The organism is Microcystis wesenbergii FACHB-1317 (assembly GCF_014696875.1).
Classification (GTDB): domain Bacteria; phylum Cyanobacteriota; class Cyanobacteriia; order Cyanobacteriales; family Microcystaceae; genus Microcystis; species Microcystis wesenbergii_A.
Window position 1 is genome coordinate 1 of record NZ_JACJQV010000132.1, and the last position, 25,142, is coordinate 25,142.

Here is a 25,142-nt window from a genome sequence, read left to right on the forward strand (position 1 = left end):
TAATCTAGATAACCCATTCCTTTTTTGGCTTTTTGGGTCGTAAAGTCTAAACTTGTTGTGTCTTGAACTGCCAAAACTATTGGATGTTCTTTGATTCTTTCTACGGTACTTTTGGCCTGGGCGGCAATTATATCTGAGGGGTGAAAATAGGGGGAATTCCAAAAGTCGTAGGTGGCACTCGCTGCCGCTAGATTTCCCGAAGCTTGTGGCACACTTGTACTAGGTTGGCTGGCCAAGTTTTCCACGATACTGATTAACCTTTTCTTTCTTCTGGTGTCCCCTAGGTCTGCATACTGTAATTCTTGGGCTGCCCATTTCTCCATTTTTTTGCTTACCTCCACCTTGATTCCTTCTTTCAAAACTATACCTATCAATCGTTTCCCCTTTTTTTAAGTTTCTTCTCTTTTTGTTAAGAAAGATCCGACTAATGGATAGCTTATTAAGGGGGGTATCGGACAATTTTTAACACCTACCTACTTATTTAGAGATTTTCTGCAACTTTAGGCCTATTTTTCCCATTTTTGAACTCCCAAAAATTAATTAGGCCGGAAGTCTGTTGAAACTTAACAATATTAACAGACAAGGACGGGAAAATAATTGCTAGATTGAGTTAGGTACAGTTAACTGTAACCGCGAGAACAAGAGAAAAAAAGCGGTTTTCCCCGGTAAAACCGCCAAAAAGCCCTAGCTTAATTTCTCGATTCTGACGATTAAATAAATATTAAAACAGCCGATGAATCTAACGAACTTTCCTTGGTTAACTGCCATCATCCTTTTTCCCATCGTCGCCGCCTTATTGGTTCCCATAATTCCCGATAAAGACGGTAAAACCGTGAGATGGTTTGCTCTGACGGTGGGATTAATCGACTTTGCCCTAATTATCTACGCTTTCTATAGCAGTTACGATTTCGCTAATCCCAATCTGCAATTAGTGGAAAGTTACCAATGGTTGCCCGAAATTGACCTAAGATGGTCTTTAGGAGCCGATGGCCTCTCCATGCCTCTGATTATCTTAACGGGATTTATCACCACTCTGGCTATCTTAGCGGCTTGGCCGGTGACTTTTAAACCGAAACTATTCTACTTCCTGATGCTGTTGATGTACGGGGGGCAGATTGCAGTGTTTGCCGTGCAGGATCTGTTACTGTTCTTCCTCGTCTGGGAATTAGAATTAGTCCCCGTCTATCTGATCCTCTCTATTTGGGGCGGTAAGCGCCGTCTCTACGCAGCCACCAAATTTATCCTTTACACCGCCGGAGGCTCCCTCTTCATCCTTGTAGCGGCGCTGACGATGGCTTTTTATGGCGATACCGTCTCCTTTGACATGGTGACTATTGCTGGCAAGGATTTTCCCCTGAAACTGCAATTATTCCTCTACGCCGGTTTTCTGATTGCCTACGGGGTAAAACTGCCGATTTTCCCCCTCCATACTTGGCTGCCGGATGCCCACGGCGAAGCCACCGCCCCTGCCCATATGTTACTAGCGGGAATTTTGCTTAAAATGGGTGGTTATGCGCTCCTACGGATGAATATGGGGATGTTACCCGATGCTCACGCCGTTTTCGCCCCCGTTTTGGTGATTTTAGGGGTAGTTAATATTATCTACGCCGCCTTAACCTCTTTTGCCCAACGCAATCTTAAGCGCAAAATTGCCTATTCTTCCATCTCTCACATGGGATTTGTCCTGATTGGTATGGCTTCCTTTACCGATATTGGTACGAGTGGGGCGATGTTACAGATGATTTCCCACGGACTGATTGGGGCGAGTTTATTCTTTATGGTCGGTTGTACCTACGATCGCACCCATACCCTGATGTTAGACGAGATGGGCGGTGTCGGCAAGAAAATGAAGAAAGTTTTTGCCATGTGGACCACCTGTTCCCTCGCTTCCCTGGCTTTGCCCGGGATGAGCGGGTTTGTGGCGGAATTAATGGTATTTATCGGTTTTGCCACCAGTGATGCCTATAGTCCCACTTTCCGCGTCATTATCGTCTTTTTAGCGGCTATCGGTGTCATTCTCACCCCGATTTATCTCTTGTCCATGTTGCGAGAAATTCTCTACGGGCCGGAAAATAAGGAATTAGAAGAACACCATGCCCTCGTCGATGCGGAACCCCGGGAAGTCTTTATCATCGCTTCTCTATTAGTGCCAATTATCGGTATTGGACTCTATCCCAAAGTGGCTACGACAATTTACGATGCTACTACCAATAAATTAACCGCCCTAGCGCGTAATTCTGTCCCCAGTTTAGTGCAACAGGCAAAGGCAAAAACCCCTAGTTTCTCCCTTTATTCCCTAAAAGCCCCCGAAATCTAAAGAGTTATCAGTTATCAGTTATCAGTTACCAGTTATCAGTTATCAGATTTTAGTTTTAAGTGAGCAGTATTAAATCCCACTTTCCGCACTTCTTAACATTCAATTGATAATTTTTACTAATATTAAATCCAGTTATTAAAGAATGATTATTTATTCTCCCTTTTGCCTTTTGCATGAGTAGAAAACGGGTTTCTCCGAGAAACCCGTTTTCTGTGCGTTACTCAACGGATTTAGTATTATTATACTTTTAATTGATTGTGTCATTATTTTAATGCGATCGCTACTGAGTACAGCCTGGAGAATTATTAGAATTGGTCCCCACTGGAGCAATCGCGCCCAAAGAAGATTAGGCGGTCGCAACGCGCTCGCTACGCGAGACCGCAACATAGCAAAATATAGGAGTTTAGCCAATGTCTAACGAAACCGTGACTTATTCCCTAGAAGCTGTTCTAACAAGGATCGAGGGGAAAATAGACAAAATTGATGAACGATTAACCAAAGTAGAAATAGGACAATCGGAGTTAAAAGGGGAGATTAAAGCCTTAGGGTTTAAGGTTGAGGGCATCGATAAAAGATTAGAGAAAGTAGAAAACGAGCAATCTGTTTTAGTTAAGTCTGTTTCTGACTTACAGGGATTTCGGGGGTTAATTTTACCTCTGATTGTTGGGGGAATTAGTGCCAGTATCGGAGCAATAATCACCGTCAGTATCAGATTTTCTCTACTCAGTGGCAACCCATAAATAAGGCGATTGTAACATAGCAAAATATAGGAGTTTAGCCCATGTCTAACGAAACCGTGACTTATTCTCTAGAAGCTGTTTTAACAAGGATCGAGGGGAAAATAGACTCTCTACAAAGGGATGTCAATCAAAAATTCGACAAAATTGATGAACGATTAACCAAAGTAGAAATAGGACAATCGGAGTTAAAAGGGGAGATTAAAGCCTTAGGCTTTAAGGTTGAGGGCATCGATAAAAGATTAGAGAAAGTAGAAAACGAGCAATCTGTTTTAGTTAAGTCTGTTTCTGACTTACAGGGATTTCGGGGGTTAATTTTACCTCTGATTGTTGGGGGAATTAGTGCCGGTATCGGGGCAATAATCACCGTTAGTATCAGATTTTCTCTACTCAGTGGCAACCCATAAATAAGGCGATTGTAACATAGCAAAATATAGGAGTTTAGCCCATGTCTAACGAAACCGTGACTTATTCCCTAGAAACTGTTCTAACAAGGATCGAGGGGAAAATAGACTCTCTACAAAGGGATGTTAACAAGCTAGAAATAGGACAATCGGAGTTAAAAGGGGAGATTAAAGCCCTAGATGAGCGACTAACCACAGAAATTAAAGGATTAACTGCAAGAGTCGCTAATCAGGAATTTACCAATCGAGGGATTCTAATCGCTTTGGTTGTTGCCATTTTGGGAGGAGCAGCTAAACTTTTTGGTTTTCTTCCCAATCCCTAACAGCGATCTAATTAGGGTTTGCTGAATAAATCTAAAAACCTTGTTGGATAAGGTTTTTAGACTTTTTTACCCTCAAAAAGTGCCGACCATTGGAGTGATCAGGGGGAAAATTTAGGGACTTTTTCCCTGAAAATTAGGTAATTGACCACCTGAAAATGGGTAAATCCCTACACCCCACACCCCACACCCCACACCCTACCCCCACGAAAAACTTTTTGCCGCAAACCCTAATTAGGAAGTTGCCGTTTTCTTTTCACTAATAACTGAAAAATCCCCACCCTACCCAATCACCTCATGTAAATCCGTCGGTGCGAGGTTAGGATAAACCACTTCACCATCCTTAAACCAGATAATGCGTCCAGAATGACGCGCCACATCAGCCTCGTGAGTTACCATGACGATAGTAATGCCACTGTTATTCAATTCTGAGAAAATAGCCATCACCTCTTGGGTAGTTTTCGAGTCTAGCGCCCCCGTCGGTTCATCGGCAAGTAATAATATGGGTTGATTGACAATTGCCCTAGCAATAGCGACGCGCTGCTGTTGTCCCCCCGATAATTGATTGGGTTTATTGTGCAGTCGATTATCCAATTTTACCTTCGTTAAAGCAGCGATCGCTCTTTCCTTTCTTTCCTGGGGAGGAACCCCACCATAAATCATCGGTAACATGACATTTTCCAGCGCACTCATCTGGGGTAAAAGATGGAATTGCTGGAAAACAAAGCCGATTTTGCGATTGCGAATCTGAGCTAAATCCCCATCCGGCAGCGTAGAAACGTCGAGATTTTCTAGATAATAGGACCCCGAGGTGGGACGATCAAGACAGCCGATAATATTCATGGCTGTGGATTTTCCCGAACCCGAAGCCCCCATAATAGCGCAATATTCCCCTTTTTTCAGGCTTAAATTGACGTTATTGAGGGCTTTAACCATGGTTTCGCCACTGCCGTAGATTTTAGACACATTTTCGAGGCGAATAATTACTGGCTGATAGACTTCGGCTTTATCGTTGCGTTCGCTGAGAGAGGAAGTATCAAAACTCATGGGTCAAATCATTAAAGTAAAAAGTCAAAAACCGATGTCAGAATTAGAAGAAATGCACATATTTTAACTTGATTAACTGTCGTTCCTGCTATCTGTTTTCTTGTAAGGAATTTAAGGCTTTTTCTAGACGATTCTGGATTTCTCCATCAATAAATCTGTCGGGATTACCAGCAAATTCTTGCAGAAATTTTCTCCCGGCTATGCTAAGGGTGTAATAACAAACATACAAAGGTGTATGCCAATGATATGCTTCAATAATTTCCCCAAAAGTTCCGCTATTGCCTAGAGATTCCTTATAAATCCACGGGGCGGCATGACCGCCGTGGACAGTCTGAGATAATCTATTATAACATGGATAAATTTCTGTCTTATCCTTCTTATTAATGGCACAAGTTATCTCGTAAAAAGAAGGCTTTTTCTTATTACTATCTTTCTCCAGTTGAGGACAATTGGATATATTCTTCACAATCTCTTTTTTATAATCCTCTAATGATTGCTTATCTTCTTTGAGTTGAGCAACTTCATCTGGGTTTGACTTCAATTCCTCTAAGTCTTTGATATATTTTTCAGTTTCCTCAATCTCAGAGTTAATCATCCTTACCAGTCTTATTTCTCGTTTATTTTCCTCAGTTTCATTAAGTATCCACATTAAATTACTAAAGGTTTCAAGGAGCGATCGAGCAATAATTAAAGCTGGTGGCAGCAGACGCACATCTTGATTAGCTAGACAAAGAATCCCTTCAATATCTCGTCTTATTAATCTGAGAAAATCGGCGGCTTTTTTTTCTGCTTCCCATTTTCCTAATCCTTGTATTTCCTCTAAACAATCTCCTAGTCGTTCCAGCAACAATTGTATCTCTTCAAGAATAATTATCATAAATTGTGGCGACTGAAAAAAATCTGCTGCCAAACTATGATCAGCCCAATAATCCGCTTCTTCTGATTCAGAGTTAAAATCAGGAACTTCTTCCCAACTATGGATTTCTGTCAGTTTTTTGGGTACAGATTGAGTCATAATTGTTCATCTCCGATAGAGTCTTTTTTCAGAAAAGGTGGCATCTCTAGCTGTAACTACTCGAATTTTTTGATCCCGGCGAGTATAGACAATAAATAAAATACGTCCGCCATAGCTCCTCCCAATTATAGCCCAACGTTTTTCCCTCTCTGTCTTCCTTGATGCCGTCCCTATTTTTCTTGTATCCTGAAAAACCTGCTCGACTTCTGCTGGAATTAGATTATGTCTTGAAATATGCTCGATATTATTAGCGTCCCAGTCAAATTCCATTGCTAGTTTAACCCGAAGAAACAAAGGTCAGTGCAGCTAATTCTTGGCATCCTTGAGAAAACCGACCAGAGGCAAGAAAACTGGCGCTAAATTCGATCGAGCTACGGCTAAACAGGGATAGGATCGATCACTATAATTTTCCCCCACCTGTAAGGGAAAAATCTTTTCTCCTAAAGAGATAAATACCCCGTCTGCGGCCTGTAGAATCGCCCAAACTGCGGCAATATCCCAGACTTTCGGGGTTGCTTCCACTCCTCCCAAGACAGTGCCATCGGCAACCAAAAGCAGATTATAACTAGCCACTCCTATCATCCGCACTTTGCAGGGAAAGGGATTTTTAAATACATCTGTACTACGAGCGCAGAGATTAAACAGATGATTTTTGCTGGGAAAATCGTCGCTGGTGTGAATCGGTTGACCGTTGCAGTAGGCCCCCTCTGGACCGGTTAAACCCGTCTCACCGTACCAATAACCATAATAGGACTGTTTCAGGCAGGGGAGATAAACAAATCCGAACACGGGAGTCCCCCGGTAGAGAAGTCCCAGGGAAATGCCCCAGATGGGAATACCGCGAGTAAAATTAGTCGTGCCGTCGATCGGATCCACTACCCAACACCATTCTTGATCCGGGAAAATATGGGTAGTTTCCTCGGTTAAGACTCCATGATCCGGGAAAGTGCGGGCAATTAGTGATCGCAATTCGCCATCGGACCAACGGTCGGCAGCCGTCACTAAAGTCCCGTCTGCTTTATTGGTGGCCTGTAATTTGCCAAAATCAGCTAGTAGGCGATCGCTAACCTGGCCGGTAGCCTGATAACAAAAGTCTAAAACCTGACTCCAAAAAGTTTCCATAATTTTCTAGTTCGTCTTCTAGTAGAATATCAAATCATTGTCTAAACTTAGGTAGTCGAGATTGAGCGCGGAAGCCCACCAGGAGATCAGACTAGCTACCCGTCTAGAAGCGATACTTTACCTAAAAGGGCAGCCTGTCCCCTTAACCGAGATGGTGAGATTAACCAACAGCGATCGCTTGACGGTGGAAGATGCCATGATCGAGTTAATGTCCGATTATGCCCACCGGGATAGTGCCTTGGAAGTGGTGGAAACCCCCCTCGGTTATAGTTTACAATTGCGGTCAGCTTATCAGAATTTGATCGAAGACCTGATCCCGGCCGAATTAGGCACGGGAACCCTCCGCACTTTAGCAGCGATCGCACTAAAAGAACCGATTTTACAAGCGGATTTAATTAATTTACGAGGCAGTACGGCCTATCAACAGGTTCAGGACTTGGTAGAACGAGGATTTGTGAGAAAACGCAAGCAAAATGAAGGTAGATCGTACTGGTTAGAAGTAACCGATAAATTTCATCAATATTTCGAGGTTGACAATCTTAGAGAACAGGGTATTCTGGAAGCTACCGATCGGGAATAAGGAGAGAGAGAGTATATTAAGGGTGAATGTTTGATCACTGAGCTAAACTTGAGGAAGATGGGGGGGACTTCAGGCAATCAAGAAGAGCGATTTGTTAACCTAGATCCAATAACCACTACAGCGTGGAAGTTCTGATGACTTTTAATCCTGATTTTTTTCCCTGGGAAACCGAAGAACAAAATGATAACTGTCTGATGCAGTATCTCCAGCAGCAGCATCCTGAAACCCTTGAGAGAATAGCCCAATCCGTCAGTAGCGAAATTAAAGATATTATCTCGCAAAACGTCAGGGGATTGGTGGGAATGTTGCCCTCAGAGGATTTTGCGGTACAAATTACCACCGACCGCGAGAATTTGGCTAATCTTCTCGCTTCAGCGATGATGACCGGTTATTTCCTCGGTCAAGTGGAGAAGCGCCATCATTTAGAATCAATTTTGTTAGCTACAGAATCAATTAAATTGGGCAAAAAACCAAAAATAGATTAATCTTCACCCCAAAAAGATAGAGACACTTTCATCGGTGTCTCTATCAGTTTTTAGCCCCCTTTGGCAAAACTTACCATCACCAAAATCGAGAGCAGGATACCAGGGACAAGTAAACCCGCTAATAATCCAAATTCAGTCAGCGTCATAGGAAAATATGCCCAAAATTCCATCACTTCCCACTCTAACCCCCTCTTCCTGCCACCTCAACAAAGCTTAAGGAAAATTTAAAGCCTTTTACCAGTTTTTCTTCCTACACAAACCAAAGAGAGTCTTTTTGATGTGGGTAAGCGGTTTATAATTCTTTTTTCAGCGCCCCGTATAAAGCTGAATAATCGTCCTCTGCGAATCCCATTTCCAAAGCTTTTTCAAGAAGGCGCTGTACTCCTGTTAGGGGAAAAGTGGTTAAATCTAACTTCTCCGATTCCTCTAAAAAGAGATTGACATCTTTGAGTAAATGTTTAGTGGGAAAATTAGGGTTAGCATAATTTTCTTCTAACATTCTGGTTAATTTTTTGTCAAAAGTAGGCGCATATAAGGCACTTTGACGCAGGATAGTCATGAACTTTTCTAGATCTACTCCTTGCTGGGATAAAAAAGCTAAACTCAAAGCAAAAGCACTGGTTAGAGCGGCAATTAATTGATTTAAAGCTAATTTTAACGCCGCGGCGGTTCCCACTTCCCCGATTAACATCGGTTCTTGACCAAAATGTGCTAATAAATTTGACCATTGATGGAACTGTTTCTCCGTTGCTCCCACCATAACTAAGAGAGTCCCATTTTTAGCTTCAGGAATACTTCCTAACACGGGTGCTTCTAGATATTCTCCCCCTTTAGCAACAATTTGATCTCGCAGTTGTTTACTTTCAGAAGGGGCAATGGTTCCCATCTGGATAATAGTACGATTATTGAATTTAGATTGCTCGGAATTTAATCCTAAAACCTCTTGGATAGCGGCGGCATTGGTTAACATTAAAATCAGACAATCTGCCTCTTGAATTACCTGATCGGGACAGCTAACTGTTTTGGCTCCTAACTGCTGTAAAGCTGTCAATTTTTCTAAGGTGCGATTATAGGCAATAACAGAAATTCTCTGATTTAATAATCTTTCTACCATTGGCGTTCCCATTAATCCCGTTCCCAAAAATCCAACTTTCATAACTCGATTTTTCCTTATTTATTGATTAATTTTTGCTTGTTTTTATGGCTGTCCAATGACGATTAGAAGACTGATAAATTTTAACATTTTCTAAGCCCGATTGCTGGATTAAATCTTCGATTTCTGCTAGGGTAAAAGCGGCCTGGAGAGAATCCTTAAATAGTTGCGCTTGTCGGGGAGAAAAATTAGGATCGATTTCCCTCACCATCCCCTGGATTATTTCCTCGGAATCGGGACGGAATAAATCTCTTAAAAAAATGCCGCCATTCGGTTTTAAAACTCGCTTAATTTCCCGTAAAAAAGGCAGAGGATTTTCGAGATGGTGGATTAAACTATTAGAAATAACTAAATCAAATTGCTCGGATTGGTAGGGAAGATTTTTCCCATCAACTTTTTCTAATTTGATTTGTTCTTGACAGTTAGCGCTCAGGATATTTTTTTGACCAATTTCTAACATAGAATCGGCCAGATCAATAGCGATAATTTGCCATTGGGGACGTAGTTGACTGATCATAATCGGAATGCGTGCAGTACCGGTTCCCACATCTAATACCCTAGCATTAATGCCGGCCAATTGTACGGCTTCTTTAGCAAAATTAGTGTTAACTTCGGTGAAGTCCATGGCATCATATTCGATCGCTTCTTCCCGATCATCCATTACTTCCGGTTCTAAAATTCTTTCCATAGAAAAGCTATCTTTAAGGATTACAATATTCACAATACATCGGATCGGCGGTTTTTTCACCGTTGGGAAAGAGTTTTTCCTCTCGATAATCACAGCTTTGACAACCGTATAGTTCCAGTTTAATTAAAGAGGTGGGAAAGTGACATAAACCACAGGGTAAACCCGCTTTTCTTTCGATAATATCAAACCCCGGACAACCACAATTAGGACATAATTGATTGAGTTTCTGCACCAGATTTGCTGTCGCAGCTGCAATTGCTTTCATCCGCGTGGGATTGTGCATAGCACGCATATCGGTTTCTAGGTGTACTTTGCCGTTTTTGTCAAGAATATCTTCAACAATTTTAACGAAATTTTTCTTGTCAGTAATTCCCTTAAAAATCTGCTCGGAGTCGAGAGAATTTTTATCAAACATCACCACTAAACCATGACTAGGAAAGCCGATTTTTTCGGCAAATTCTAAAGCAGCTGCTAGATTAGTTACAGTTTGGTGAGCGTGATTAGTTTCCGTGACTATTGCTTGACCAATTATTTCTAGATTATGGACTCGATCGAACAATAAAATCAATTCACGATTACAGGAAACTAGCGGCAAGTTGGGATAGGGATAAAAACTACCCTCACTGGCAATTCCGATATCGTATCCCGAAAGCTCGATCGCTTGTTGTGCCTTCCTGCGAGCGGTTTCAATTTGTGTCCCGATGCGCTTAATATCCCGGGTAAAAGTGCCAAAGCGATCGGTATTAAAATTATCGGGTACAATCACCTTAAGGCCTATTTCTTGCGCTAAAATCGGTGCAATTACCCGCTCTTTTCCGTGCATAGTCCCTAAAATTGCTATCCGATCTTGAAACATCTTTTCTTGAAACATCTTGATCAAGGAAAAAGTAAAAAACAGCAATCAGCGAAAAGAAAACGGCAATTTCCTACTTAAGACTGTCCACTTAAAACTCACATCTGATAACTGATAACTGATAACTGATAACTGATGGTGGGTTACGGCGAATACTAAACAGGTGGTAAAATATCTAAGTTATTGTCGCCTAACCCACCCTACGCTAACTTTCTGGGGGTTTTCCCTGAGCTTGTTTTAATCTTTCTGCTGCTGTTTCCATGACTTCTGCAAAGTTTTCGAGAATTTCGCCGGGATGCGCTTCGAGGATTTTTGTAGATAGGGAAATGCGGTTTTTATATTCGTCAATTTCCGCGACTACCACTTGAATTGCTTGACCAACTTTAAAGAAAGTCATGGGAGAATTAAAAAAGGCTCCTGTCACCTGTTTAGCATGGAGTAATCCCGTCACTCCACCGCAATCGACAAAGACACCGTAGGGTTGTAATTTAACCACAGTGCCACTTAATAACTTACCCACAGCTAATTGACTGATAGCGTTAGCGCGAGCAATTTCTCGCTGAGATAAAACTAATTTATTATTTTCTTGATCGATTTGAATAAAAGTTGCGGTTAAAAGTTGTCCGATCAGGGAATCTAAATCATTTTTTTCGATTAAATGGGAGCGAGGGATAAATCCTTTTAATCCTTCCACTTCTCCCGTCACTCCCCCCTTATTCACCCCTGTGACGCGCAGCTGTACCGACTTGCCACTTTCAGAGATTTCCCTGACATTTTCCCAAGCTTTTTGTAGTAATAATTGCCGCAGAGACAGGGTAACTTGTCCTTCCGCATCCTGTCCACGGGTAATTAGAAAATCGAATTCTGCACCTATAGGTAAAGCTTCGGGAATGGAAGTAACATTTTCGAGGGAAATTTCCCTTAAAGGAATAAAAGCGGAGGATTTGCCGCCAATATCGATGAATGCTCCATCGGAGGTGTGTTGATCGACTCTCCCGCGCACGATTTGCCCTTTTTCAAATTGATAATCGTATTGATCAAGAGCTTTGGCAAAATCGTCCATGGAAAAGGCTGGGTTCGGTGTCATGATAAATAGAATGGTTACAAGTATAATTTCGAACTGCTTCCAGTGTAAGCTGAAGCTTGAGGAGTCAGACCATTAAGATTTAAGAAGGCTAAATAACTCTAGTACATGATCCCAGGCAGATTTGGCCGCATTGGCATTATAACTAGCCCGTTGGTCGCATAAAAAGCCATGGTCGGCGTTTTCATAGCGGAAAACTCGATGGGGGATTTGATAACGGGTTAATGCGTTTTCTATCTCATCCACTTGCTTTTGAGGAATACTGGTATCTAACACCCCGAAAAATGCGTAGATTGTCCCTTTGATTTGGGGAGTCACCTTCACTGTCGCTTGACCACCCCCTGGGGTTCCCGTGGTGATTCCTGCACCGTAAAAAGAGGCAGTAACTTTGATATCCTCTAGAGTGGAGACAAGATAAACCACATGACCACCAAAACAAAAACCGATCGTGCCGACACCGGTTTTTTGCACCTGTGGCAAACTATAAAGATAATCGATGGTGGCCTGGATATCGCTGAGTAATTCGGCTGCTTTGGTTTGTTCTTTGTACTGACGACCGATTTCGATATCTGCCATACTGTACCCCGTTTCAAAACCGGGAGCAAATCGCTGATAAATGGCAGGAGCGATCGCTATATAGCCTTCTTGGGCGATTCTGCGCGTGACATCGCGAATATGGTCGTTTACGCCAAATATTTCCTGAATCACGATAATTGCTGGATAAATTCCCACTCGATCGGGAATGGCTAAATAAGCGTCTATGTCAATATCTTTGTTAGAAATCGTAACAGTTTGCGTATTAATAGTCATAATTTTCTCGCTGAAAAGCGGATTGGTGTTAGGGTGTTAGGGCTTGAGGATTGTAGGATGTTAGGGTTTTAGTTAAAACTCCCCACTTCCCCATTCCCCCACTTTCCCATTCCCCCATTCCTCAAATTAAAACAAACTTTGCCAAGGCCGCAGCCACCCCATTTAAGTTTACACTGGGGGCAACCCAATCGGCTTGATCCTTAACGGCTTGGGGAGCATTACCCATGGCGACACCGACACCCGCGTAGGTGAGCATAGAAACATCATTAAAATTATCACCGATCGCCATAACGTTTTGCGGTTGTAATCCTAGGATATCTTCGGCCAAAAATTGGGTGGCGCTTCCCTTAGTGGCATCAACGTGGGTAACTTCAAAAAAAGTCGGACTCGATTGGGTAAAGTATAAATCTTGATTTTGATAGCGTTGCTGTAAATGATGCCAAATCTCGGCGATAAATTGCTTATCTTCTCCCATGGCCAGGATTTTAGTGGTTTTGTGGGCAACTTTGCGTAAATCTCCCACTGCTTCGGCAATAATACCCGATCGCTGACGATAGAATTCCGTTTCCGCATTTAATTGCCGCACATAAAGCACATCGTCCATATAAAAATTAAGGGAGATTTTCTCCTTCCATTGGGGTTGTTCGAGATAATCTAAAAGATCGATCGCCAAGTCGGGGGAAATAGGGGTATGTCGATGGTGAACTTGGGAAACAGGATCTTGAATCCAAGCGCCATTGTAAGCAATTATGGGTAAAGTGGATTTAAGACGTTGATGAAAGCGTAAAGCCGAGCGGTACATCCTACCAGTACCGATAGCGACGGGAATTCCCTTTTTTTGGACGGCTGAGACAGCTTGCACCACGGCCGGATTAACCTGATTGTTATCCCCGGCGATCGTTCCATCCACATCGACAACGATTAAGCGAATATCCACAGTCTTTTCCCATTCAACGGTAACAGTTAATAGTTTGCCACTTCCCCCATCAAAAAGGGCAAGAATTAAGTAGTCTGTTAAGTATCGGGTAAATCTTGGTATTCAGCCAAAGCATTGATAAAAAAGAAGTCTCCCCAAATTAAACCCGTATCATAGATTTGGGTGGGTTGAATTGCGGCAGGATGATGATAACAACCATGGCGCAATAGACTCATCTCTGGGGCGGTTTCGTCGGGAAAATACTGAAAAGAAGTCAAATTCAAGAGAGTATTATCGATCGCCTCTCGATAGGTTCCATAACTAGGATCACTGCTAGGTAAAGCTTTTAATAAGCGAATCATCCCCGCCACAGCGATCGCTGCTGCCGACGAATCCTTTTCGGTAGCGGCATTTTTTTGCCAGGCATAATCAAAGTCCCAGGGGGGGATAAAATCTCCGGCGCGTCTTTGCTCACCGGGCCAGCGATCGGGCAAATTTTCTAGATAATAATTAATGGCATCCTTGGCAATGGTTAACATTTCTGGATCGCCGGTGTAAATATAGGCTGTCGTGGCGCTATAAATAAACCAAGCTTGACCCCGGGACCAAGTGCTATCATCGCGCCAGCCCTGTTTTCCCTCATTAAATAAGAAATTTCTATAGGTGGGAGAGTTGACATTTTGATCAAAATACCCTCTTTGCCAAGTTCCCGTTTTACCTGGGCGACGGTTAGTGCCAAAGGTGCGGCTAATGGTGCGGATGTGGGAAAGGGCCTTTTCTTGCCAATCCTTTGCTTCCTTGGGGTCAGGATTGTGGCGACTTGCCCAGAGCAGTTGTTCTATACTGATCGTATGGTCCATAAAAACGTGCCAATGTTCTTGCCGATCAGTGCGATCGGCCTTGCGTAACCAGCCAAAAGTCCCGATATCGGTGTGATAACTCCCTTTACCATCCTGAAAAGGTTGCGCTAGTTGTCTGGCCCCCCGTAAAGTTATCTCTAAAGCTGTCTGTTTTTCCTGGCCCTGTCCCGACTCAAACCAAGGAGCAAACACCAGTACATTATTAAGAGCGATGTCTTTGTTCTTCAAACTAGCTTCTTTTAAGGGATCGCTCCATTTTTTCGCGGCAGCTGACCAAAATCCCGCATCCATAGGGTTTGATTCTAAGTCAGCAATTTTCCATAATAGAGCAGGAAAAGCCCCTGCCGCCCAAAAATCGGCCTTTTCTAACATCCAAGTACCGTGGGTGGGACTATTCCCCCTCCGTAGCCAATTGAAGAAATTAAAACCCGATGGCTCTGGATGGGTAAGATAGGGATAGAGAATTCCCCGACGGGCATAACTATCGAGATAATCGATCGTAGTCGCTAGTTTCATCTTAGCTAGATCGAGACAGAGCTTAATTCTTTCAGCTAGGGGCATTTTAGCCCGCAATTCCGCCGCCGATTCGGGACGATGGATAATCCGGACGGCCAGGGCACCGATCGCCGCCCCTGTACCTAGAATGATGAGCGTGCGTCGCTTCAAATTCCCGACTCCTAAGCTGGATAGATGCGAATACGGCGATTCGGTTCCTCTCCGAAGCTATCGGATTGGAGACGGTAATGTTCCACTAATTCGTGCTGCATTTTCCGCACTTTCGCCGAGCGCGGCAGTAACTCCACGGGTTGACCAGTAGGAATAACGATTTGTTCCACCGCTAACCGGGCCTCCTCCAAAGCTTCGATCTCGTCATCGCTGCCGCTGCGGGCAAATAAACGCAGATCCGCGCCTTCCTGATTCATCGGGTCATCAATGCCCAAAATCCGCTTTAAACCGCGAGAAATTTGGGGCAGGGTATTGGATTTGATGCCGTGGATGGGAATTTGTCTTACTTTGGCAATTTGCCGCAATTTTGACTGATTTTTAACGTGGGAACGCAGGGCCAGCACCGCGTCGGCCGCCTGTAAATCTTTGGTCAACACGATCGGCAAATCTAGGGCCTGTACTACCTGTTCGATCGGGGCGCGACTGACTCCGTAGGGATAGACATAAACCGGCCAATCTTCGCCATTGGGACCGGGTACGCGGACTTTTTCCGTTTCCGGTTCTTCCTGTAGCCAAGATTGTTCGAGGAGGCGATCGAAATCGTTTTCCCGGTTGAGAGGGACCGCAGGGAAACGGGCCACGGGAGTCATCCGGCCATCGGCCCGCCATCCCTTGGGTTTATCCATTTCTGGCAGATAATTGCCGCGCAAAGGGGTGAGGTTTTCCGGTTTTGGTTCTTCCTGGGCGACCTGTACTTTCCCCTCCTCATCTACCCAACGGATTTGGGCAATTGCTTCCCGTCCCCGCAGCAGTTGGTCGATCGTGGTGGATACGTCCTCGTGGATGACCCAGCGCTGACGTTCCAACATTTCGATGGCAATCTCAAAGGTGGGGGGTGCTTTGCGTTCTAAAACGGTCTTCTGAGAACCCCGGCGGCGTGCTTCTTCGTCTCCGAGAGTTACTGCTTGAATTCCCCCAACTAAATCCGATAAAGTCGGATTTTTAATTAAATTTTCCAATTGATTGCCGTGGGCGGTTCCCACTAACTGCACCCCGCGTTCGGCGATCGTGCGAGCGGCCAGAGCTTCTAATTCTGTCCCGATCTCATCAATCACGATCACTTCTGGCATATGGTTTTCCACCGCTTCGATCATGACTTGATGCTGCAATTCCGGACGGGACACCTGCATCCGACGGGCCCGACCGATGGCTGGATGGGGAATATCTCCATCTCCGGCGATTTCGTTGGAAGTGTCGATAATCACTACCCGTTTATTGAGATCGTCGGCTAAAACTCGGGCTATTTCTCGCAAGGCCGTGGTTTTCCCTACCCCTGGACGACCGAGCAGCAGCAGGGATTTTCCTGTTTCCACCAGGTCGTTAATCAGGGTGATCGTACCGAAAACGGCCCGACCGATACGACAGGTTAAACCGATAATTTCCCCGTCTCGATTGCGAATGGCACTGATGCGGTGTAGGGTGCGTTCAATCCCAGCGCGATTATCGCCGCTAAAACTGCCCACCCGGGCGATCGAATACTGGATTTCTTCTTTTGAGATCGGTTCGTCCCCCAGATCGATCGCCCCATCGGGAAAACGCGCTTCTGGTATGCGTCCCAAATCCATAACCACTTCGATCAGTTGATGCTGCCGCGGCTGTTCCTCGATTTTGCCGCGAATCCGCGCGGGGAGAATTGCCAAGAGTTTGTTTAAATCTTCGGTCACTGGCATCCGAGAGGAGGGTAGGGTTTCTGGCATTAATAATAAAAGGTTTTGGCGATAATTGGTTGTTTTTATTTCCAAGATTTTCTTGGGGTCTAACACATTTAGGGGTTAGTTGTCAATTAAAAAAATATTATAGTTTTTTGACCAAGGCTAGGCTTTCAATTGGGCAACCCCCAGAGAAGCGGCTTTAACGGCTTCTTGATAGGCTTGGGGGTCATTTTCAAGGTTAGGCTGGTCTAAATGCTCTAAAATTGGCAAAATCAATGAACGGGCGTAACTTCCAGATGCAATACCAGCGATTTTTTCTCTCAGTCCCAGTTGCCGTAATTTGGTCACGGTATGGTCATTGGTTCCCCCGGCTAACTGCACAAATCCGGCCAGATTGGCACAGAGGACTTTTTTGGCCATATTAATGGCCGGGTGGGTGGTTCCTTTGCCGATATCGCCGCTCATCGGTCGGCCGTCCGTCTGCCAAATCAGAGTACAGCTTAGGGGTGAAATATTTTCTCGCAGATAGTGGAGGTAATCAATGATATATTCATGATCTTGGCAACTTATGGCTAGGATTTTTAAGTTTTTAGTTAGGGGTGCGATCGCTTGCCAGAGTCGAGCAAATCCCTCTCCATGACCGACTTGGGTATGAATTTCGATCGCATCGACTCCCATTTCGGTAATTAAGGGGATAATTTCTGCGGGTTGACAGACACGGGATTTTGTCTCAATTATTTGCAGGGGACAAACGGGTAGGCAGCGACCGCAACCATAACAGCGCTGTTCAATCACTCCCCCCCCATCGATAGCATAAGCGGGACAGATTTTTTCGCAGGGACGGGGACAATCGACCGGACAGAGTTGCGGGTTAAAGACAGCTTTCCGAAAGTGGGGATCTTCACCGTCATTGAGACTGACCATTAACCAAGGTCGTCGATTGGGGGGGAATCCGGCGATTTTTTCCGCCGTTTCGATGCCTTCGCGGGCCGCAAGGATCACGGCTCGATCGGCGGCCACATCAATACAATCGGCCCCGGCGATAGTATAGGCCAAGGCGAGGTTGCGAATCGTGGGCAAATCTTGGTAACTAGCTCCACAGATGAGCTTGAACCAGTGACCCGCAACTAGGGACTGTAAGGGAGAGGAGTTTTTATCTAGCACTTTTTCATCCTATCGCAGCCAGCCCCAAACTTCAGCCTTGTCCTGCTCTGATTCTGACTAAAGACTGATTATTGATTCTTCTTGAAAGAATACCATCGGCCTCTACATTCAACTATAAACCCAAACGCTGCTTTTGACGGGCTTTATAGGAAGCTAACAGCCAGATAGAGCCAGAAATCAAAGAAGGAGCAAGGACGAAAAAAGTGGCCATGGTTACGGGATGTTCCCGGGCCCAGACCCAATAAATCATCACGGCAAAAATCAAGCCACAGTAAGCTAGTCCTAGAAAGGGGATGCCAATAACTAAAATGGCGAATCGAGTATCTTTATCCATAAAATATCGGGATGGCAGCGAAAATTTAGCTGATGGGTTCCGCTTGTCCCTCTCCCTATTTATAATCTTGCTTCTGGGATTGCTGGCGGAAAAATAAGGTATTTTTTAGAATTAGGCGGTGATTATTGGGAGGCCTTCCTTGCCGAAACAAAGATTAGATTTATTATTAGTAGCCAAAAATCTCTGTGATTCCCGTCAACAGGCACAGCGATTAATTCGCGCTGGAGAAGTGAAAGTCAATCACCAAATTATCGATAAACCGGCCACAGAAATCGATCGGTCAGCGGCGATCGAGGTTAAGCAGAAACTGCCCTATTTGTCAAGGGGGGGCGAAAAATTAGCCAAGGCCTTAGAATTGTTTGCCATCGATGTCAGCGATCGCATTTGTTTAGATGGAGGCATTTCCACGGGGGGATTTACCGATTGTCTCTTGCAAAAAGGAGCAAAACGGGTTTATGGGGTCGATGTGGGTTATGGACAAGTGGCCTGGAGTTTACGGCAGGATCAACGAGTTATTTTGCTAGAAAGAACTAATTTTCGCTATTTAACCCCAGAAAAGTTATACGGACAGGAAAAACCCGCCGATTTAGCAGTTATGGATCTGTCTTTTATTTCCCTGACCAAAGTTTTACCGACCCTGTGGACGCTATTAAATCCACCGCGAGAGGCGATTTTATTGGTCAAACCCCAATTCGAGGTGGGACGGGAAAAAGTCGGCAAAAAAGGGGTAGTTCGCGACTACCAAGACCAAGCAGTGGCAATTTTTCAGGTTTTACAGGCCGCCGAAGCACTAGGATGGTTCTATCGGGGTTTAACTTGGTCTCCCATTACCGGACCTGCGGGTAACGTCGAGTATCTTCTCTGGTTGTCCACCGATACCGGTCCAGTTAGTCCCAGTTTAGCCGCGATCGCAGAAATCAGTCAAACAGCGATCAAACAGTTTTGACCCCGGTATTTTCTCAAGGAAGTGGGGAGAGGGGGAGATTTTCAGAAAACCCTTGACAAATGGCGAGACTTGCTTTAGACTTTATGTATAATGGGAATCCGTGCGCCCATATATATAGGGTTTTTGAGAGAAGATAAGAGAGAAAAAAATAGACTCAAAAATCGGGTTGGGTAGGAAGAGGATAAAGGTATGAAGACGGAAAATTTCACATAATATCGTAGGGATAATTCATGAATTATCCCTACGATATTATCCCTACGATATTATCCCTACGGAATTATCCCTACGGAATTATCCCTACGGAATTATCCCTACGGAATTATCCCTACGGAATTATCCCTACGATAGGAATTGTTGTTACGGTGATTATAAAATCGGCCCGATTTTTTTTCTCAAAACCCTTGACAAATGGCGAGACTTGCTTTAGACTTTATGTATAATGGGAACCCGTGCGCCCATATATATAGGGTTTTCGAGAGAAGATAAGAGAGAAAAAAATAGACTCAAAAATCGGGTTGGGTAGGAAGAGGATAAAGGTATGAAGACGGAAAATTTCTCTCCCCGACAAGGATTAAACAAAGCATTTCTGAGAGTCAAACCAAATCTTTGTCAGGTAGAGAAGTTTCAAGTATTCTTAGATACAAAAACGATGATCGGGGAGTTCAATCTATTGGAAAATGGGAGAGATAACCCGAAAAATTATTGTTAAATCATGTTAAGTCCCGTAGAAACGATTAAAATTCTCGAAAATCATCCCGATCGCACTTTTCCAGCTGGTGAAGTTATTTTTGTCGATGGCACGGAAGGCGAGTTAATGTACGGTATTCTTAGCGGAGAAGTGGAGATGTATATCAAGGAACAATTGATAGAAACTCTAGAAAAAGGGGATGTATTCGGAGCAGGAGCGCTCCTGCATGGGGATAAACTGCGAGAATCCACAGCTATTGCCAAAACTGATTGTAAATTAGCCTATCTCAATCAACCGCAGTTTTTATTTGCCGTGCAGGAAACCCCCATGTTTGCGATCGAAGTATTAAGAAGTTATTCCGATCGCTTTCGCAAGTTGAAAAAAATCTTCGCCAGTGAAGCATAGAGGAGCAAAGGAAAGCCACACCCCGAAAACTATTGACCGAAAACCTCACCGATAGTTAAACGGGAACCATTGACCAAATCCCCACCAGAACGCGGAGGTTTCCCCGATAATTGCACTTCTTCTAATAATAATAAACCCGCTCCCGTCTGCACTACCGGCCCGAAATTTTTCCAGAGAGCTACGATCGCTCCCACTTCTCCGCTTAGATGAGAAAGGTCTTTTGTCTGTAATTCTCGAGGCAGTTGACTAGGATCGTCTAGGGGAATAGTGGCCATCACTTTTAGGATTTGTCCCCGGAAAGTGGTTAGCGCATTAGGATAAAAACCCCGGACTCGATCGTGAATTGTCCGGCCCGAATCTTGCCAGGGGATTAGATAGTCAGATTTTTGAATTAAAGGGGCATAGGTGGCATCGTCGTTATTTTGAGGAATTGGGGTAATTTCTGCTCGATCGAGCTTAGAGAGGGTTTCTAGGAGCAAATCCGCCCCCATTTGGCCTAGGGTTGCTCCCACCTGTTCGGCATTGTCAAAAAGAGCGATCGGGCTGTAGGCTTTCAGTAACATCGGTCCAGTGTCCATGCCCGCATCCATTAACATGGTGGTAATGCCGGTTTCTTTTTCTCCCCTAGCGATGCACCACTGCACGGGGGCTGCTCCCCGATATTTCGGTAAAATTGAGCCATGAACGTTAATACAGCCTAATCTTGGCATCTCTAGAATTTCTGGGGAGAGGATTTGTCCGTAGGCAACCACCACAAAGGCATCCGCTTGCGATTGTCTGAGAAAATCTAAGGTTTTAGCGTTTTTTTTGACACTTTTGGGCTGCAAAACTGGTATTTGCTGTTCTATGGCTATTTGTTTCACCGGTGAGGGGATTAATTGATTACCCCTTCCCCGGCGCTTGTCCGGTTGGGTAACGACGGCAATTACTTCTATATCGGGATTGGCTAATAATTTTTTGAGGGTGGGAACGGCAAAAGTCGGGGTTCCGAAAAAAACAATACGCATGGGAAAGGGGGGATTTTTCAGTTATCAGTGAGCAGTAATCAGTAATCAGTGAAAAGAAAGGGCGAATTATTGAGTGAGAATGTCCACTGAGTTATTAACGGCTAACTATACCAGACCATTGAATTTTTTTGGCTTTTTCCCGACGATAGGAGAAAAAATGCTCCTCTTGTTGATAGGTGCAAAAAGGAGCGATCGCAATTTGTTCATCCCTAATTCCTAACTGTTGTAGTTGATGATAAATCACCCGTCGCACATCTAAGCGCACTTTTCCTTTTTCCTCGTCAGCAAATAAGGGGGAAGGGGACAGGTTAAATAAATTCCCTAGAATTTGGTCGGGATTAGTTTCTTGGGGAAATAAACTTAAACCCACTTCTGCGGCAACTTCTGTCTCTACTTGATACACTTCCCCGGCAATTGCCGGCCCCAGGGCCAGCACTAAGTTATCTAAACCACTACCGGAGTTTAATAACTGTTTAACTGCTTTGGCAACTATCCCCTTGGCTGTCCCTCTCCATCCAGAATGAATTGCCACCCCAACACCAGTAGAGCGATCACCTATTAGTACGGGCGTACAGTCAGCACTGGCCACCCAAATCCCTTGACCGGAAGCATCGGTGATAATTCCATCCGCTTCGGCTATTTCCGGGTTAGCAATCCCTTGGGGATTTAATAGGCGATCGCCATGTACCTGTTTGACCCGATAAACTGGTACATTTGCACCTAGTGCAGCCGTAAAAGCTTCTGGGGTTTGGGGGTCATAATGACGGGTAAAAAAGCCGTGGGACCAGTCCTCTAAGAGATTACAGGTAAGAAAGGGCAATCCTTGCCATGTTTGCCATTGCCACAGAGAAGTCTCGGTTAATCGGACATCGATCGCTACATTGGTCACAGTCTAAGCCTCTCTGGCTGCAATAATACCTTATTCTTTCCTATCCTAGTTCTGAGCCTGGCAAACGGCAACCGGAAGATTATTAAGTAGGTAGGCACAATTATTTGTAGTGGATTGTTTCAGCTAATTTGGTGTGTTAGAAAAATGCTATAAATTTTATAATCTAAGACTTTAAGCCGAAATCTATTGCCCTATTTTAGCTGAAACAGTCCAGTAGGATGGGTTAGCGGTAGCGTAAACTATGCGGGCGTTGGGTTTCATCCCACACCCCACACCCCACACCCCACACCCCACACCCCACACCCCACACCCCACTTCCTTGGCAAAAATCCTGTTTGCGTCCCCTCTTAGGGATAAAATTTCTACATCTCGACTGCCGAAAAGCATAAGTTTTGTCAAGTAAAATTAAGAAGGGAGACAAATTTAAGATAGCCAACATATGGAAGTAACTTTTACCGCTGCCGAATCCCTAGAAATTGTTGTTGCTGAACAAACTATCCCAATTCAGCATTATCTGCGCCAACCGCAAAGATTAGTACAATCCATTGTTGAGACTAGCTTAACAGAACACTTGTCTGAGAATCGGTTTCGCCTGAAAATGCGTCCCCTCAACTTCTTGGATCTGTACTATTTTCAGCCCACGGTTATTCTCAATGTCTGGGCCACCTCTGGGGGGACGATATTTTTACAGTCAGAAGACTGTCAGATCAAAGGTATTGATTATATTAATGATCGCTTTAGCCTCGATGTTAAAGGCAAACTCGCTCCTGTCCAGAAAAATCATCAAACCTATCTAGCGGGAAAAGCCAATCTTGAGGTGAAAGTTGCCCTGCCACCACCATTATGGTTAACCCCGCGTCCGCTGTTAGAAATCACTGGCAATAGTCTCTTAAAAGGGGTTTTATTGCGGATTAAACAGCGTTTAATGAGTCAATTGTTGCAAGATTACCAACAATGGGCTAAACAGGACATTATTGCCCAAAATTACCCCGAAACCATTCTCGATCTCTCCCTTAGTTAAATAAAAATATGAGTTGGACAAAAGTATTATCTGTAGATTCCCTTGCCCCCGGCGCCCGTCAAGTGGTAAAAGTAGGGGACAGTTCCATTCTGTTGATTAATAATAACGGTCAATTCCACGCCGTCGCTAATCGTTGTCCTCATCTCAAATTATCGATGACGAAGGGCCAAATTAGCGAGGATGGCGCGATCGTTTGTCCCTGGCATCGTAGTTCTTTTGATCTCTGTAGTGGTGCTGTCAAAGACTGGATTACCTGGCCCCCTGTGGTTAACAAAGCGATGGCGGCAGTTTCTCAACCCCAAGCTTTACCGGTTTATCCCCTTCGCATCGAAGACGGCAGCATCTGGATAGACGCATAACTGATCACTGAGGGAGGTTTTTGGGCAACCTAAAGAGTAGTTGCGTTAACCGACAATGGGTTAATCTTTGAGAATGCCAAACGCTACATCGCCGCCGCCTGCTCCTCCCATGCACCGTCTCCCCCGTCAGTGGCTATCCGATATTCGCTCACCCCAGAGAATCCACTGGTTTCGTCGCACTCGCCCCCAATGGCAAGGTTTATCTGTGCTAATTTTGGGGGATATTTTGGCCCTAGGGGCGGCTTGGTTTGGCGCTCGTTATTTTAATCAATTTTTCTCCCCCATCCCTTCCGGATTAGTCTGGTGGAATTGGTTGGGATTGCCTAGTTTATTCTGGATTTTTGCTGGGGCGATCGTATTTTTGTTCGCCCAAAATGGCTTGTATAGTTCTTCCCCAAAAAGCCGAGATTATCTAAAAACCGGTCAATTAATTAGCATTGTTTACCTATGCTCTCTAGTTGTCGGTTATTTTTACGATCCGAAATTAGATCCCCCTCGATCGCTTTTTTTCAGCGCTTGGTTTTTTAGTGTTATTCTTGTCTTCGGATTTCGTCTGATCGGTACCCTCATTATCAGACAAATACAGCCAAAAAATAGCAAATTACCGGTTTTTATTATTGCTCCCGCCGCTAGAATTCATAAATTAGCCTCGATCTTAGAAAAACGCTATCATTATGCCGTGGTTGGGGCAGCCTTGGCTAACGACGCTAACTCACCCATTACCCTAAAAGCGATCGCCGATTCTGGGGCGGTGGAAGTATTGGCCGATGATATTCCCAATACGGACCTAGCGTCAAAATTATACTGGCAATTGCGGCGATCGAGGATTACCCTGCGTCTTCTCCCCGACCGTCGCGACATTCTCTATCGTCGCGGTCAACCGGAAATCATCGCTGGTTTACCGACTTTGCGCGTCCAGGCCTCTTTACTTTTAGGATGGGATTATCGGCTCAAAAGAATGATCGATTTTATCGGGGCTTTTTTGGGTGTGATTCTTCTATCACCTCTATTTATTGTTATTGCTCTATTAATAAAATTTTCTTCTCCCGGACCGGTCTTTTTCCGACAGGAAAGGGTGGGTTTACAGGGAAAACCCTTTTTTATGTGGAAGTTTCGCACTATGGTAGTCAATGCCGATCAGCTACAAGAGCAATTAGAAGCCGCTAACGAAAATCAGGATGGAGTTTTATTTAAAATTAAAAACGATCCGCGCATTATTAAAGGTGGTCATTTCCTCAGAAAAACTAGCCTCGATGAATTGCCGCAATTATTTAATGTTTTATCAGGTCAAATGAGTTTAGTCGGTCCGCGACCTTTACCCCTGCGGGATGTGGAAAAATTCGCCCAATGGCATCATATCCGTCATCAGGTTTTACCCGGAATTACTGGACTATGGCAGATTTCTGGGCGATCGGATATCGATGATTTTAACGATGCAGCCCGCTTGGATTTGTATTACATCGATAATTGGTCTTTGAATTTAGACCTATATATCTTAGTGGAAACCCTGCGAATTGTTCTTTTTGGCAAGGGTGCTTATTAACCAATGGAAATGAAGGC

At 44.3% G+C, this 25,142-nt stretch carries 30 protein-coding genes; 13 read left to right on the forward strand and 17 right to left on the reverse strand.

What is annotated here, in order from left to right:
• The coding region (locus H6F92_RS11210) for an IS4/Tn5 family transposase DNA-binding protein (RefSeq protein ID WP_190357936.1) at positions 1 to 323 on the reverse strand (323 nt) is incomplete at its 3' end.
• Positions 324 to 733: 410 nt separating this feature from the next.
• Between H6F92_RS11210 and ndhD1 the strand changes: the two genes are divergently transcribed.
• The 4 genes from ndhD1 (at position 734) to H6F92_RS11230 (ending at position 3,781) form a co-directional block, all read left to right on the forward strand.
• Positions 734 to 2,317: a photosynthetic/respiratory NAD(P)H-quinone oxidoreductase subunit D1 gene (gene ndhD1 / locus H6F92_RS11215; protein ID WP_002768562.1), complete on the forward strand. Its 1,584-nt coding sequence runs from the start codon at positions 734 to 736 to the stop codon at positions 2,315 to 2,317.
• 410 nt (positions 2,318 to 2,727) lie between these two features.
• Entirely contained in the window at positions 2,728 to 3,057 is a 330-nt protein-coding gene (locus H6F92_RS11220) for a hypothetical protein (RefSeq protein ID WP_190357896.1), read from the forward strand.
• 41 nt (positions 3,058 to 3,098) lie between these two features.
• Positions 3,099 to 3,461 (forward strand): DUF4164 family protein, encoded by a 363-nt coding sequence (locus tag H6F92_RS11225; protein WP_190357897.1) that lies wholly within the window; start codon positions 3,099 to 3,101, stop codon positions 3,459 to 3,461.
• Positions 3,462 to 3,502: 41 nt separating this feature from the next.
• Positions 3,503 to 3,781 carry a DUF4164 domain-containing protein gene (locus tag H6F92_RS11230; protein WP_190357898.1) on the forward strand — a complete coding sequence of 93 codons (279 nt, stop codon included), beginning with the start codon at positions 3,503 to 3,505 and terminating at the stop codon, positions 3,779 to 3,781.
• Between the two features lie 279 nt (positions 3,782 to 4,060).
• On the opposite strand, the gene H6F92_RS11235 is transcribed toward H6F92_RS11230, so the two are convergent.
• From H6F92_RS11235 to H6F92_RS11250, 4 genes are all read right to left on the reverse strand, one after another.
• Entirely contained in the window at positions 4,061 to 4,825 is a 765-nt protein-coding gene (locus tag H6F92_RS11235; RefSeq protein WP_190357899.1) for an ABC transporter ATP-binding protein, read from the reverse strand.
• Positions 4,826 to 4,913: 88 nt separating this feature from the next.
• On the reverse strand, positions 4,914 to 5,840 hold the full coding sequence (locus H6F92_RS11240; RefSeq protein WP_190357900.1) for a DUF5677 domain-containing protein: 927 nt from the start codon (positions 5,838 to 5,840) through the stop codon (positions 4,914 to 4,916).
• A 6-nt stretch (positions 5,841 to 5,846) separates the two neighbouring features.
• On the reverse strand, positions 5,847 to 6,110 hold the full coding sequence (locus H6F92_RS11245; RefSeq protein WP_190357901.1) for a BrnT family toxin: 264 nt from the start codon (positions 6,108 to 6,110) through the stop codon (positions 5,847 to 5,849).
• A 36-nt stretch (positions 6,111 to 6,146) separates the two neighbouring features.
• Positions 6,147 to 6,962, reverse strand: a complete 816-nt coding sequence (locus tag H6F92_RS11250) for an inositol monophosphatase family protein (protein WP_190357902.1) — start codon at positions 6,960 to 6,962, stop codon at positions 6,147 to 6,149.
• Between the two features lie 61 nt (positions 6,963 to 7,023).
• Here H6F92_RS11250 and scpB point away from each other — a divergent pair, with 61 nt between their 5' ends.
• Together scpB and H6F92_RS11260 are read left to right on the forward strand one after the other, a co-directional pair.
• Complete coding sequence (scpB, locus tag H6F92_RS11255) at positions 7,024 to 7,542, forward strand: SMC-Scp complex subunit ScpB (protein ID WP_190357903.1); 519 nt, start codon at positions 7,024 to 7,026, stop codon at positions 7,540 to 7,542.
• Between the two features lie 134 nt (positions 7,543 to 7,676).
• Positions 7,677 to 8,027 (forward strand): DUF760 domain-containing protein, encoded by a 351-nt coding sequence (locus tag H6F92_RS11260; RefSeq protein ID WP_002735620.1) that lies wholly within the window; start codon positions 7,677 to 7,679, stop codon positions 8,025 to 8,027.
• Positions 8,028 to 8,319: 292 nt separating this feature from the next.
• Here the strand turns inward: H6F92_RS11260 and H6F92_RS11265 are convergent, their stop codons facing one another.
• The 10 genes from H6F92_RS11265 to H6F92_RS11310 form a co-directional block, all read right to left on the reverse strand.
• Positions 8,320 to 9,183, reverse strand: coding sequence for an NAD(P)-dependent oxidoreductase (locus H6F92_RS11265; RefSeq protein ID WP_190357904.1), 864 nt, complete (start codon positions 9,181 to 9,183; stop codon positions 8,320 to 8,322).
• Positions 9,184 to 9,208: 25 nt separating this feature from the next.
• A complete protein-coding gene (locus H6F92_RS11270) occupies positions 9,209 to 9,868 on the reverse strand; it encodes a class I SAM-dependent methyltransferase (RefSeq protein ID WP_190357905.1) in 660 nt (219 codons plus the stop codon).
• A 13-nt stretch (positions 9,869 to 9,881) separates the two neighbouring features.
• Complete coding sequence (locus tag H6F92_RS11275) at positions 9,882 to 10,739, reverse strand: DUF6671 family protein (RefSeq protein ID WP_190357906.1); 858 nt, start codon at positions 10,737 to 10,739, stop codon at positions 9,882 to 9,884.
• Between the two features lie 187 nt (positions 10,740 to 10,926).
• Complete coding sequence (locus H6F92_RS11280) at positions 10,927 to 11,784, reverse strand: S1 RNA-binding domain-containing protein (RefSeq protein WP_190357937.1); 858 nt, start codon at positions 11,782 to 11,784, stop codon at positions 10,927 to 10,929.
• A gap of 96 nt (positions 11,785 to 11,880) precedes the next feature.
• Positions 11,881 to 12,615, reverse strand: coding sequence for a dienelactone hydrolase family protein (locus tag H6F92_RS11285; protein WP_190357907.1), 735 nt, complete (start codon positions 12,613 to 12,615; stop codon positions 11,881 to 11,883).
• 121 nt (positions 12,616 to 12,736) lie between these two features.
• Complete coding sequence (locus H6F92_RS11290; RefSeq protein WP_190357908.1) at positions 12,737 to 13,552, reverse strand: Cof-type HAD-IIB family hydrolase; 816 nt, start codon at positions 13,550 to 13,552, stop codon at positions 12,737 to 12,739.
• A gap of 77 nt (positions 13,553 to 13,629) precedes the next feature.
• Entirely contained in the window at positions 13,630 to 15,057 is a 1,428-nt protein-coding gene (locus H6F92_RS11295) for a hypothetical protein (protein WP_190357909.1), read from the reverse strand.
• Positions 15,058 to 15,068: 11 nt separating this feature from the next.
• A complete protein-coding gene (locus H6F92_RS11300) occupies positions 15,069 to 16,880 on the reverse strand; it encodes a R3H domain-containing nucleic acid-binding protein (protein ID WP_190357910.1) in 1,812 nt (603 codons plus the stop codon).
• A gap of 51 nt (positions 16,881 to 16,931) precedes the next feature.
• Positions 16,932 to 17,933: a circadian clock protein LdpA gene (gene ldpA / locus H6F92_RS11305; protein WP_190357911.1), complete on the reverse strand. Its 1,002-nt coding sequence runs from the start codon at positions 17,931 to 17,933 to the stop codon at positions 16,932 to 16,934.
• A 112-nt stretch (positions 17,934 to 18,045) separates the two neighbouring features.
• Entirely contained in the window at positions 18,046 to 18,267 is a 222-nt protein-coding gene (locus tag H6F92_RS11310) for a hypothetical protein (RefSeq protein WP_002736250.1), read from the reverse strand.
• Positions 18,268 to 18,406: 139 nt separating this feature from the next.
• Between H6F92_RS11310 and H6F92_RS11315 the strand changes: the two genes are divergently transcribed.
• The 4 genes from H6F92_RS11315 (at position 18,407) to H6F92_RS11330 (ending at position 20,306) form a co-directional block, all read left to right on the forward strand.
• On the forward strand, positions 18,407 to 19,213 hold the full coding sequence (locus tag H6F92_RS11315; protein ID WP_190357912.1) for a TlyA family RNA methyltransferase: 807 nt from the start codon (positions 18,407 to 18,409) through the stop codon (positions 19,211 to 19,213).
• Between the two features lie 230 nt (positions 19,214 to 19,443).
• Positions 19,444 to 19,653 (forward strand): hypothetical protein, encoded by a 210-nt coding sequence (locus H6F92_RS11320; protein WP_190357913.1) that lies wholly within the window; start codon positions 19,444 to 19,446, stop codon positions 19,651 to 19,653.
• A gap of 98 nt (positions 19,654 to 19,751) precedes the next feature.
• On the forward strand, positions 19,752 to 19,922 hold the full coding sequence (locus tag H6F92_RS11325; protein ID WP_190357914.1) for a type II restriction endonuclease: 171 nt from the start codon (positions 19,752 to 19,754) through the stop codon (positions 19,920 to 19,922).
• A 3-nt stretch (positions 19,923 to 19,925) separates the two neighbouring features.
• Positions 19,926 to 20,306, forward strand: coding sequence for a cyclic nucleotide-binding domain-containing protein (locus tag H6F92_RS11330; protein WP_190357915.1), 381 nt, complete (start codon positions 19,926 to 19,928; stop codon positions 20,304 to 20,306).
• Between the two features lie 29 nt (positions 20,307 to 20,335).
• On the opposite strand, the gene fmt is transcribed toward H6F92_RS11330, so the two are convergent.
• Together fmt and pgeF are read right to left on the reverse strand one after the other, a co-directional pair.
• Entirely contained in the window at positions 20,336 to 21,313 is a 978-nt protein-coding gene (gene fmt, locus H6F92_RS11335) for a methionyl-tRNA formyltransferase (protein WP_190357916.1), read from the reverse strand.
• Positions 21,314 to 21,407: 94 nt separating this feature from the next.
• Positions 21,408 to 22,202 carry a peptidoglycan editing factor PgeF gene (pgeF, locus tag H6F92_RS11340; RefSeq protein WP_190357917.1) on the reverse strand — a complete coding sequence of 265 codons (795 nt, stop codon included), beginning with the start codon at positions 22,200 to 22,202 and terminating at the stop codon, positions 21,408 to 21,410.
• Positions 22,203 to 22,641: 439 nt separating this feature from the next.
• Between pgeF and H6F92_RS11345 the strand changes: the two genes are divergently transcribed.
• The 3 genes from H6F92_RS11345 (at position 22,642) to H6F92_RS11355 (ending at position 25,125) form a co-directional block, all read left to right on the forward strand.
• Positions 22,642 to 23,223, forward strand: coding sequence for a DUF1997 domain-containing protein (locus H6F92_RS11345; protein ID WP_190357918.1), 582 nt, complete (start codon positions 22,642 to 22,644; stop codon positions 23,221 to 23,223).
• 8 nt (positions 23,224 to 23,231) lie between these two features.
• Positions 23,232 to 23,582 carry a Rieske (2Fe-2S) protein gene (locus H6F92_RS11350; protein WP_190357919.1) on the forward strand — a complete coding sequence of 117 codons (351 nt, stop codon included), beginning with the start codon at positions 23,232 to 23,234 and terminating at the stop codon, positions 23,580 to 23,582.
• A gap of 73 nt (positions 23,583 to 23,655) precedes the next feature.
• Positions 23,656 to 25,125 (forward strand): sugar transferase, encoded by a 1,470-nt coding sequence (locus H6F92_RS11355; protein ID WP_242030099.1) that lies wholly within the window; start codon positions 23,656 to 23,658, stop codon positions 25,123 to 25,125.
• Positions 25,126 to 25,142: the final 17 nt, after the last annotated feature.

What these genes read in the sequence shown, in the direction of transcription:
- ndhD1 (WP_002768562.1), top strand. Translation starts at nt 734, where the DNA reads ATGAATCTAACGAACTTTCCTTGGTTAACTGCCATCATCCTTTTTCCC.
- H6F92_RS11220 (WP_190357896.1), top strand. Translation starts at nt 2,728, where the DNA reads ATGTCTAACGAAACCGTGACTTATTCCCTAGAAGCTGTTCTAACAAGG.
- H6F92_RS11225 (WP_190357897.1), top strand. Translation starts at nt 3,099, where the DNA reads ATGTCTAACGAAACCGTGACTTATTCTCTAGAAGCTGTTTTAACAAGG.
- H6F92_RS11230 (WP_190357898.1), top strand. Translation starts at nt 3,503, where the DNA reads ATGTCTAACGAAACCGTGACTTATTCCCTAGAAACTGTTCTAACAAGG.
- H6F92_RS11235 (WP_190357899.1), bottom strand. Translation starts at nt 4,825, where the DNA reads ATGAGTTTTGATACTTCCTCTCTCAGCGAACGCAACGATAAAGCCGAA.
- H6F92_RS11240 (WP_190357900.1), bottom strand. Translation starts at nt 5,840, where the DNA reads ATGACTCAATCTGTACCCAAAAAACTGACAGAAATCCATAGTTGGGAA.
- H6F92_RS11245 (WP_190357901.1), bottom strand. Translation starts at nt 6,110, where the DNA reads ATGGAATTTGACTGGGACGCTAATAATATCGAGCATATTTCAAGACAT.
- H6F92_RS11250 (WP_190357902.1), bottom strand. Translation starts at nt 6,962, where the DNA reads ATGGAAACTTTTTGGAGTCAGGTTTTAGACTTTTGTTATCAGGCTACC.
- H6F92_RS11260 (WP_002735620.1), top strand. Translation starts at nt 7,677, where the DNA reads ATGACTTTTAATCCTGATTTTTTTCCCTGGGAAACCGAAGAACAAAAT.
- H6F92_RS11265 (WP_190357904.1), bottom strand. Translation starts at nt 9,183, where the DNA reads ATGAAAGTTGGATTTTTGGGAACGGGATTAATGGGAACGCCAATGGTA.
- H6F92_RS11270 (WP_190357905.1), bottom strand. Translation starts at nt 9,868, where the DNA reads ATGGAAAGAATTTTAGAACCGGAAGTAATGGATGATCGGGAAGAAGCG.
- H6F92_RS11275 (WP_190357906.1), bottom strand. Translation starts at nt 10,739, where the DNA reads ATGTTTCAAGAAAAGATGTTTCAAGATCGGATAGCAATTTTAGGGACT.
- H6F92_RS11280 (WP_190357937.1), bottom strand. Translation starts at nt 11,784, where the DNA reads ATGGACGATTTTGCCAAAGCTCTTGATCAATACGATTATCAATTTGAA.
- H6F92_RS11285 (WP_190357907.1), bottom strand. Translation starts at nt 12,615, where the DNA reads ATGACTATTAATACGCAAACTGTTACGATTTCTAACAAAGATATTGAC.
- H6F92_RS11310 (WP_002736250.1), bottom strand. Translation starts at nt 18,267, where the DNA reads ATGGATAAAGATACTCGATTCGCCATTTTAGTTATTGGCATCCCCTTT.
- H6F92_RS11320 (WP_190357913.1), top strand. Translation starts at nt 19,444, where the DNA reads ATGAATTATCCCTACGATATTATCCCTACGATATTATCCCTACGGAAT.
- H6F92_RS11325 (WP_190357914.1), top strand. Translation starts at nt 19,752, where the DNA reads ATGAAGACGGAAAATTTCTCTCCCCGACAAGGATTAAACAAAGCATTT.
- H6F92_RS11330 (WP_190357915.1), top strand. Translation starts at nt 19,926, where the DNA reads ATGTTAAGTCCCGTAGAAACGATTAAAATTCTCGAAAATCATCCCGAT.
- fmt (WP_190357916.1), bottom strand. Translation starts at nt 21,313, where the DNA reads ATGCGTATTGTTTTTTTCGGAACCCCGACTTTTGCCGTTCCCACCCTC.
- H6F92_RS11345 (WP_190357918.1), top strand. Translation starts at nt 22,642, where the DNA reads ATGGAAGTAACTTTTACCGCTGCCGAATCCCTAGAAATTGTTGTTGCT.
- H6F92_RS11350 (WP_190357919.1), top strand. Translation starts at nt 23,232, where the DNA reads ATGAGTTGGACAAAAGTATTATCTGTAGATTCCCTTGCCCCCGGCGCC.
- H6F92_RS11355 (WP_242030099.1), top strand. Translation starts at nt 23,656, where the DNA reads ATGCCAAACGCTACATCGCCGCCGCCTGCTCCTCCCATGCACCGTCTC.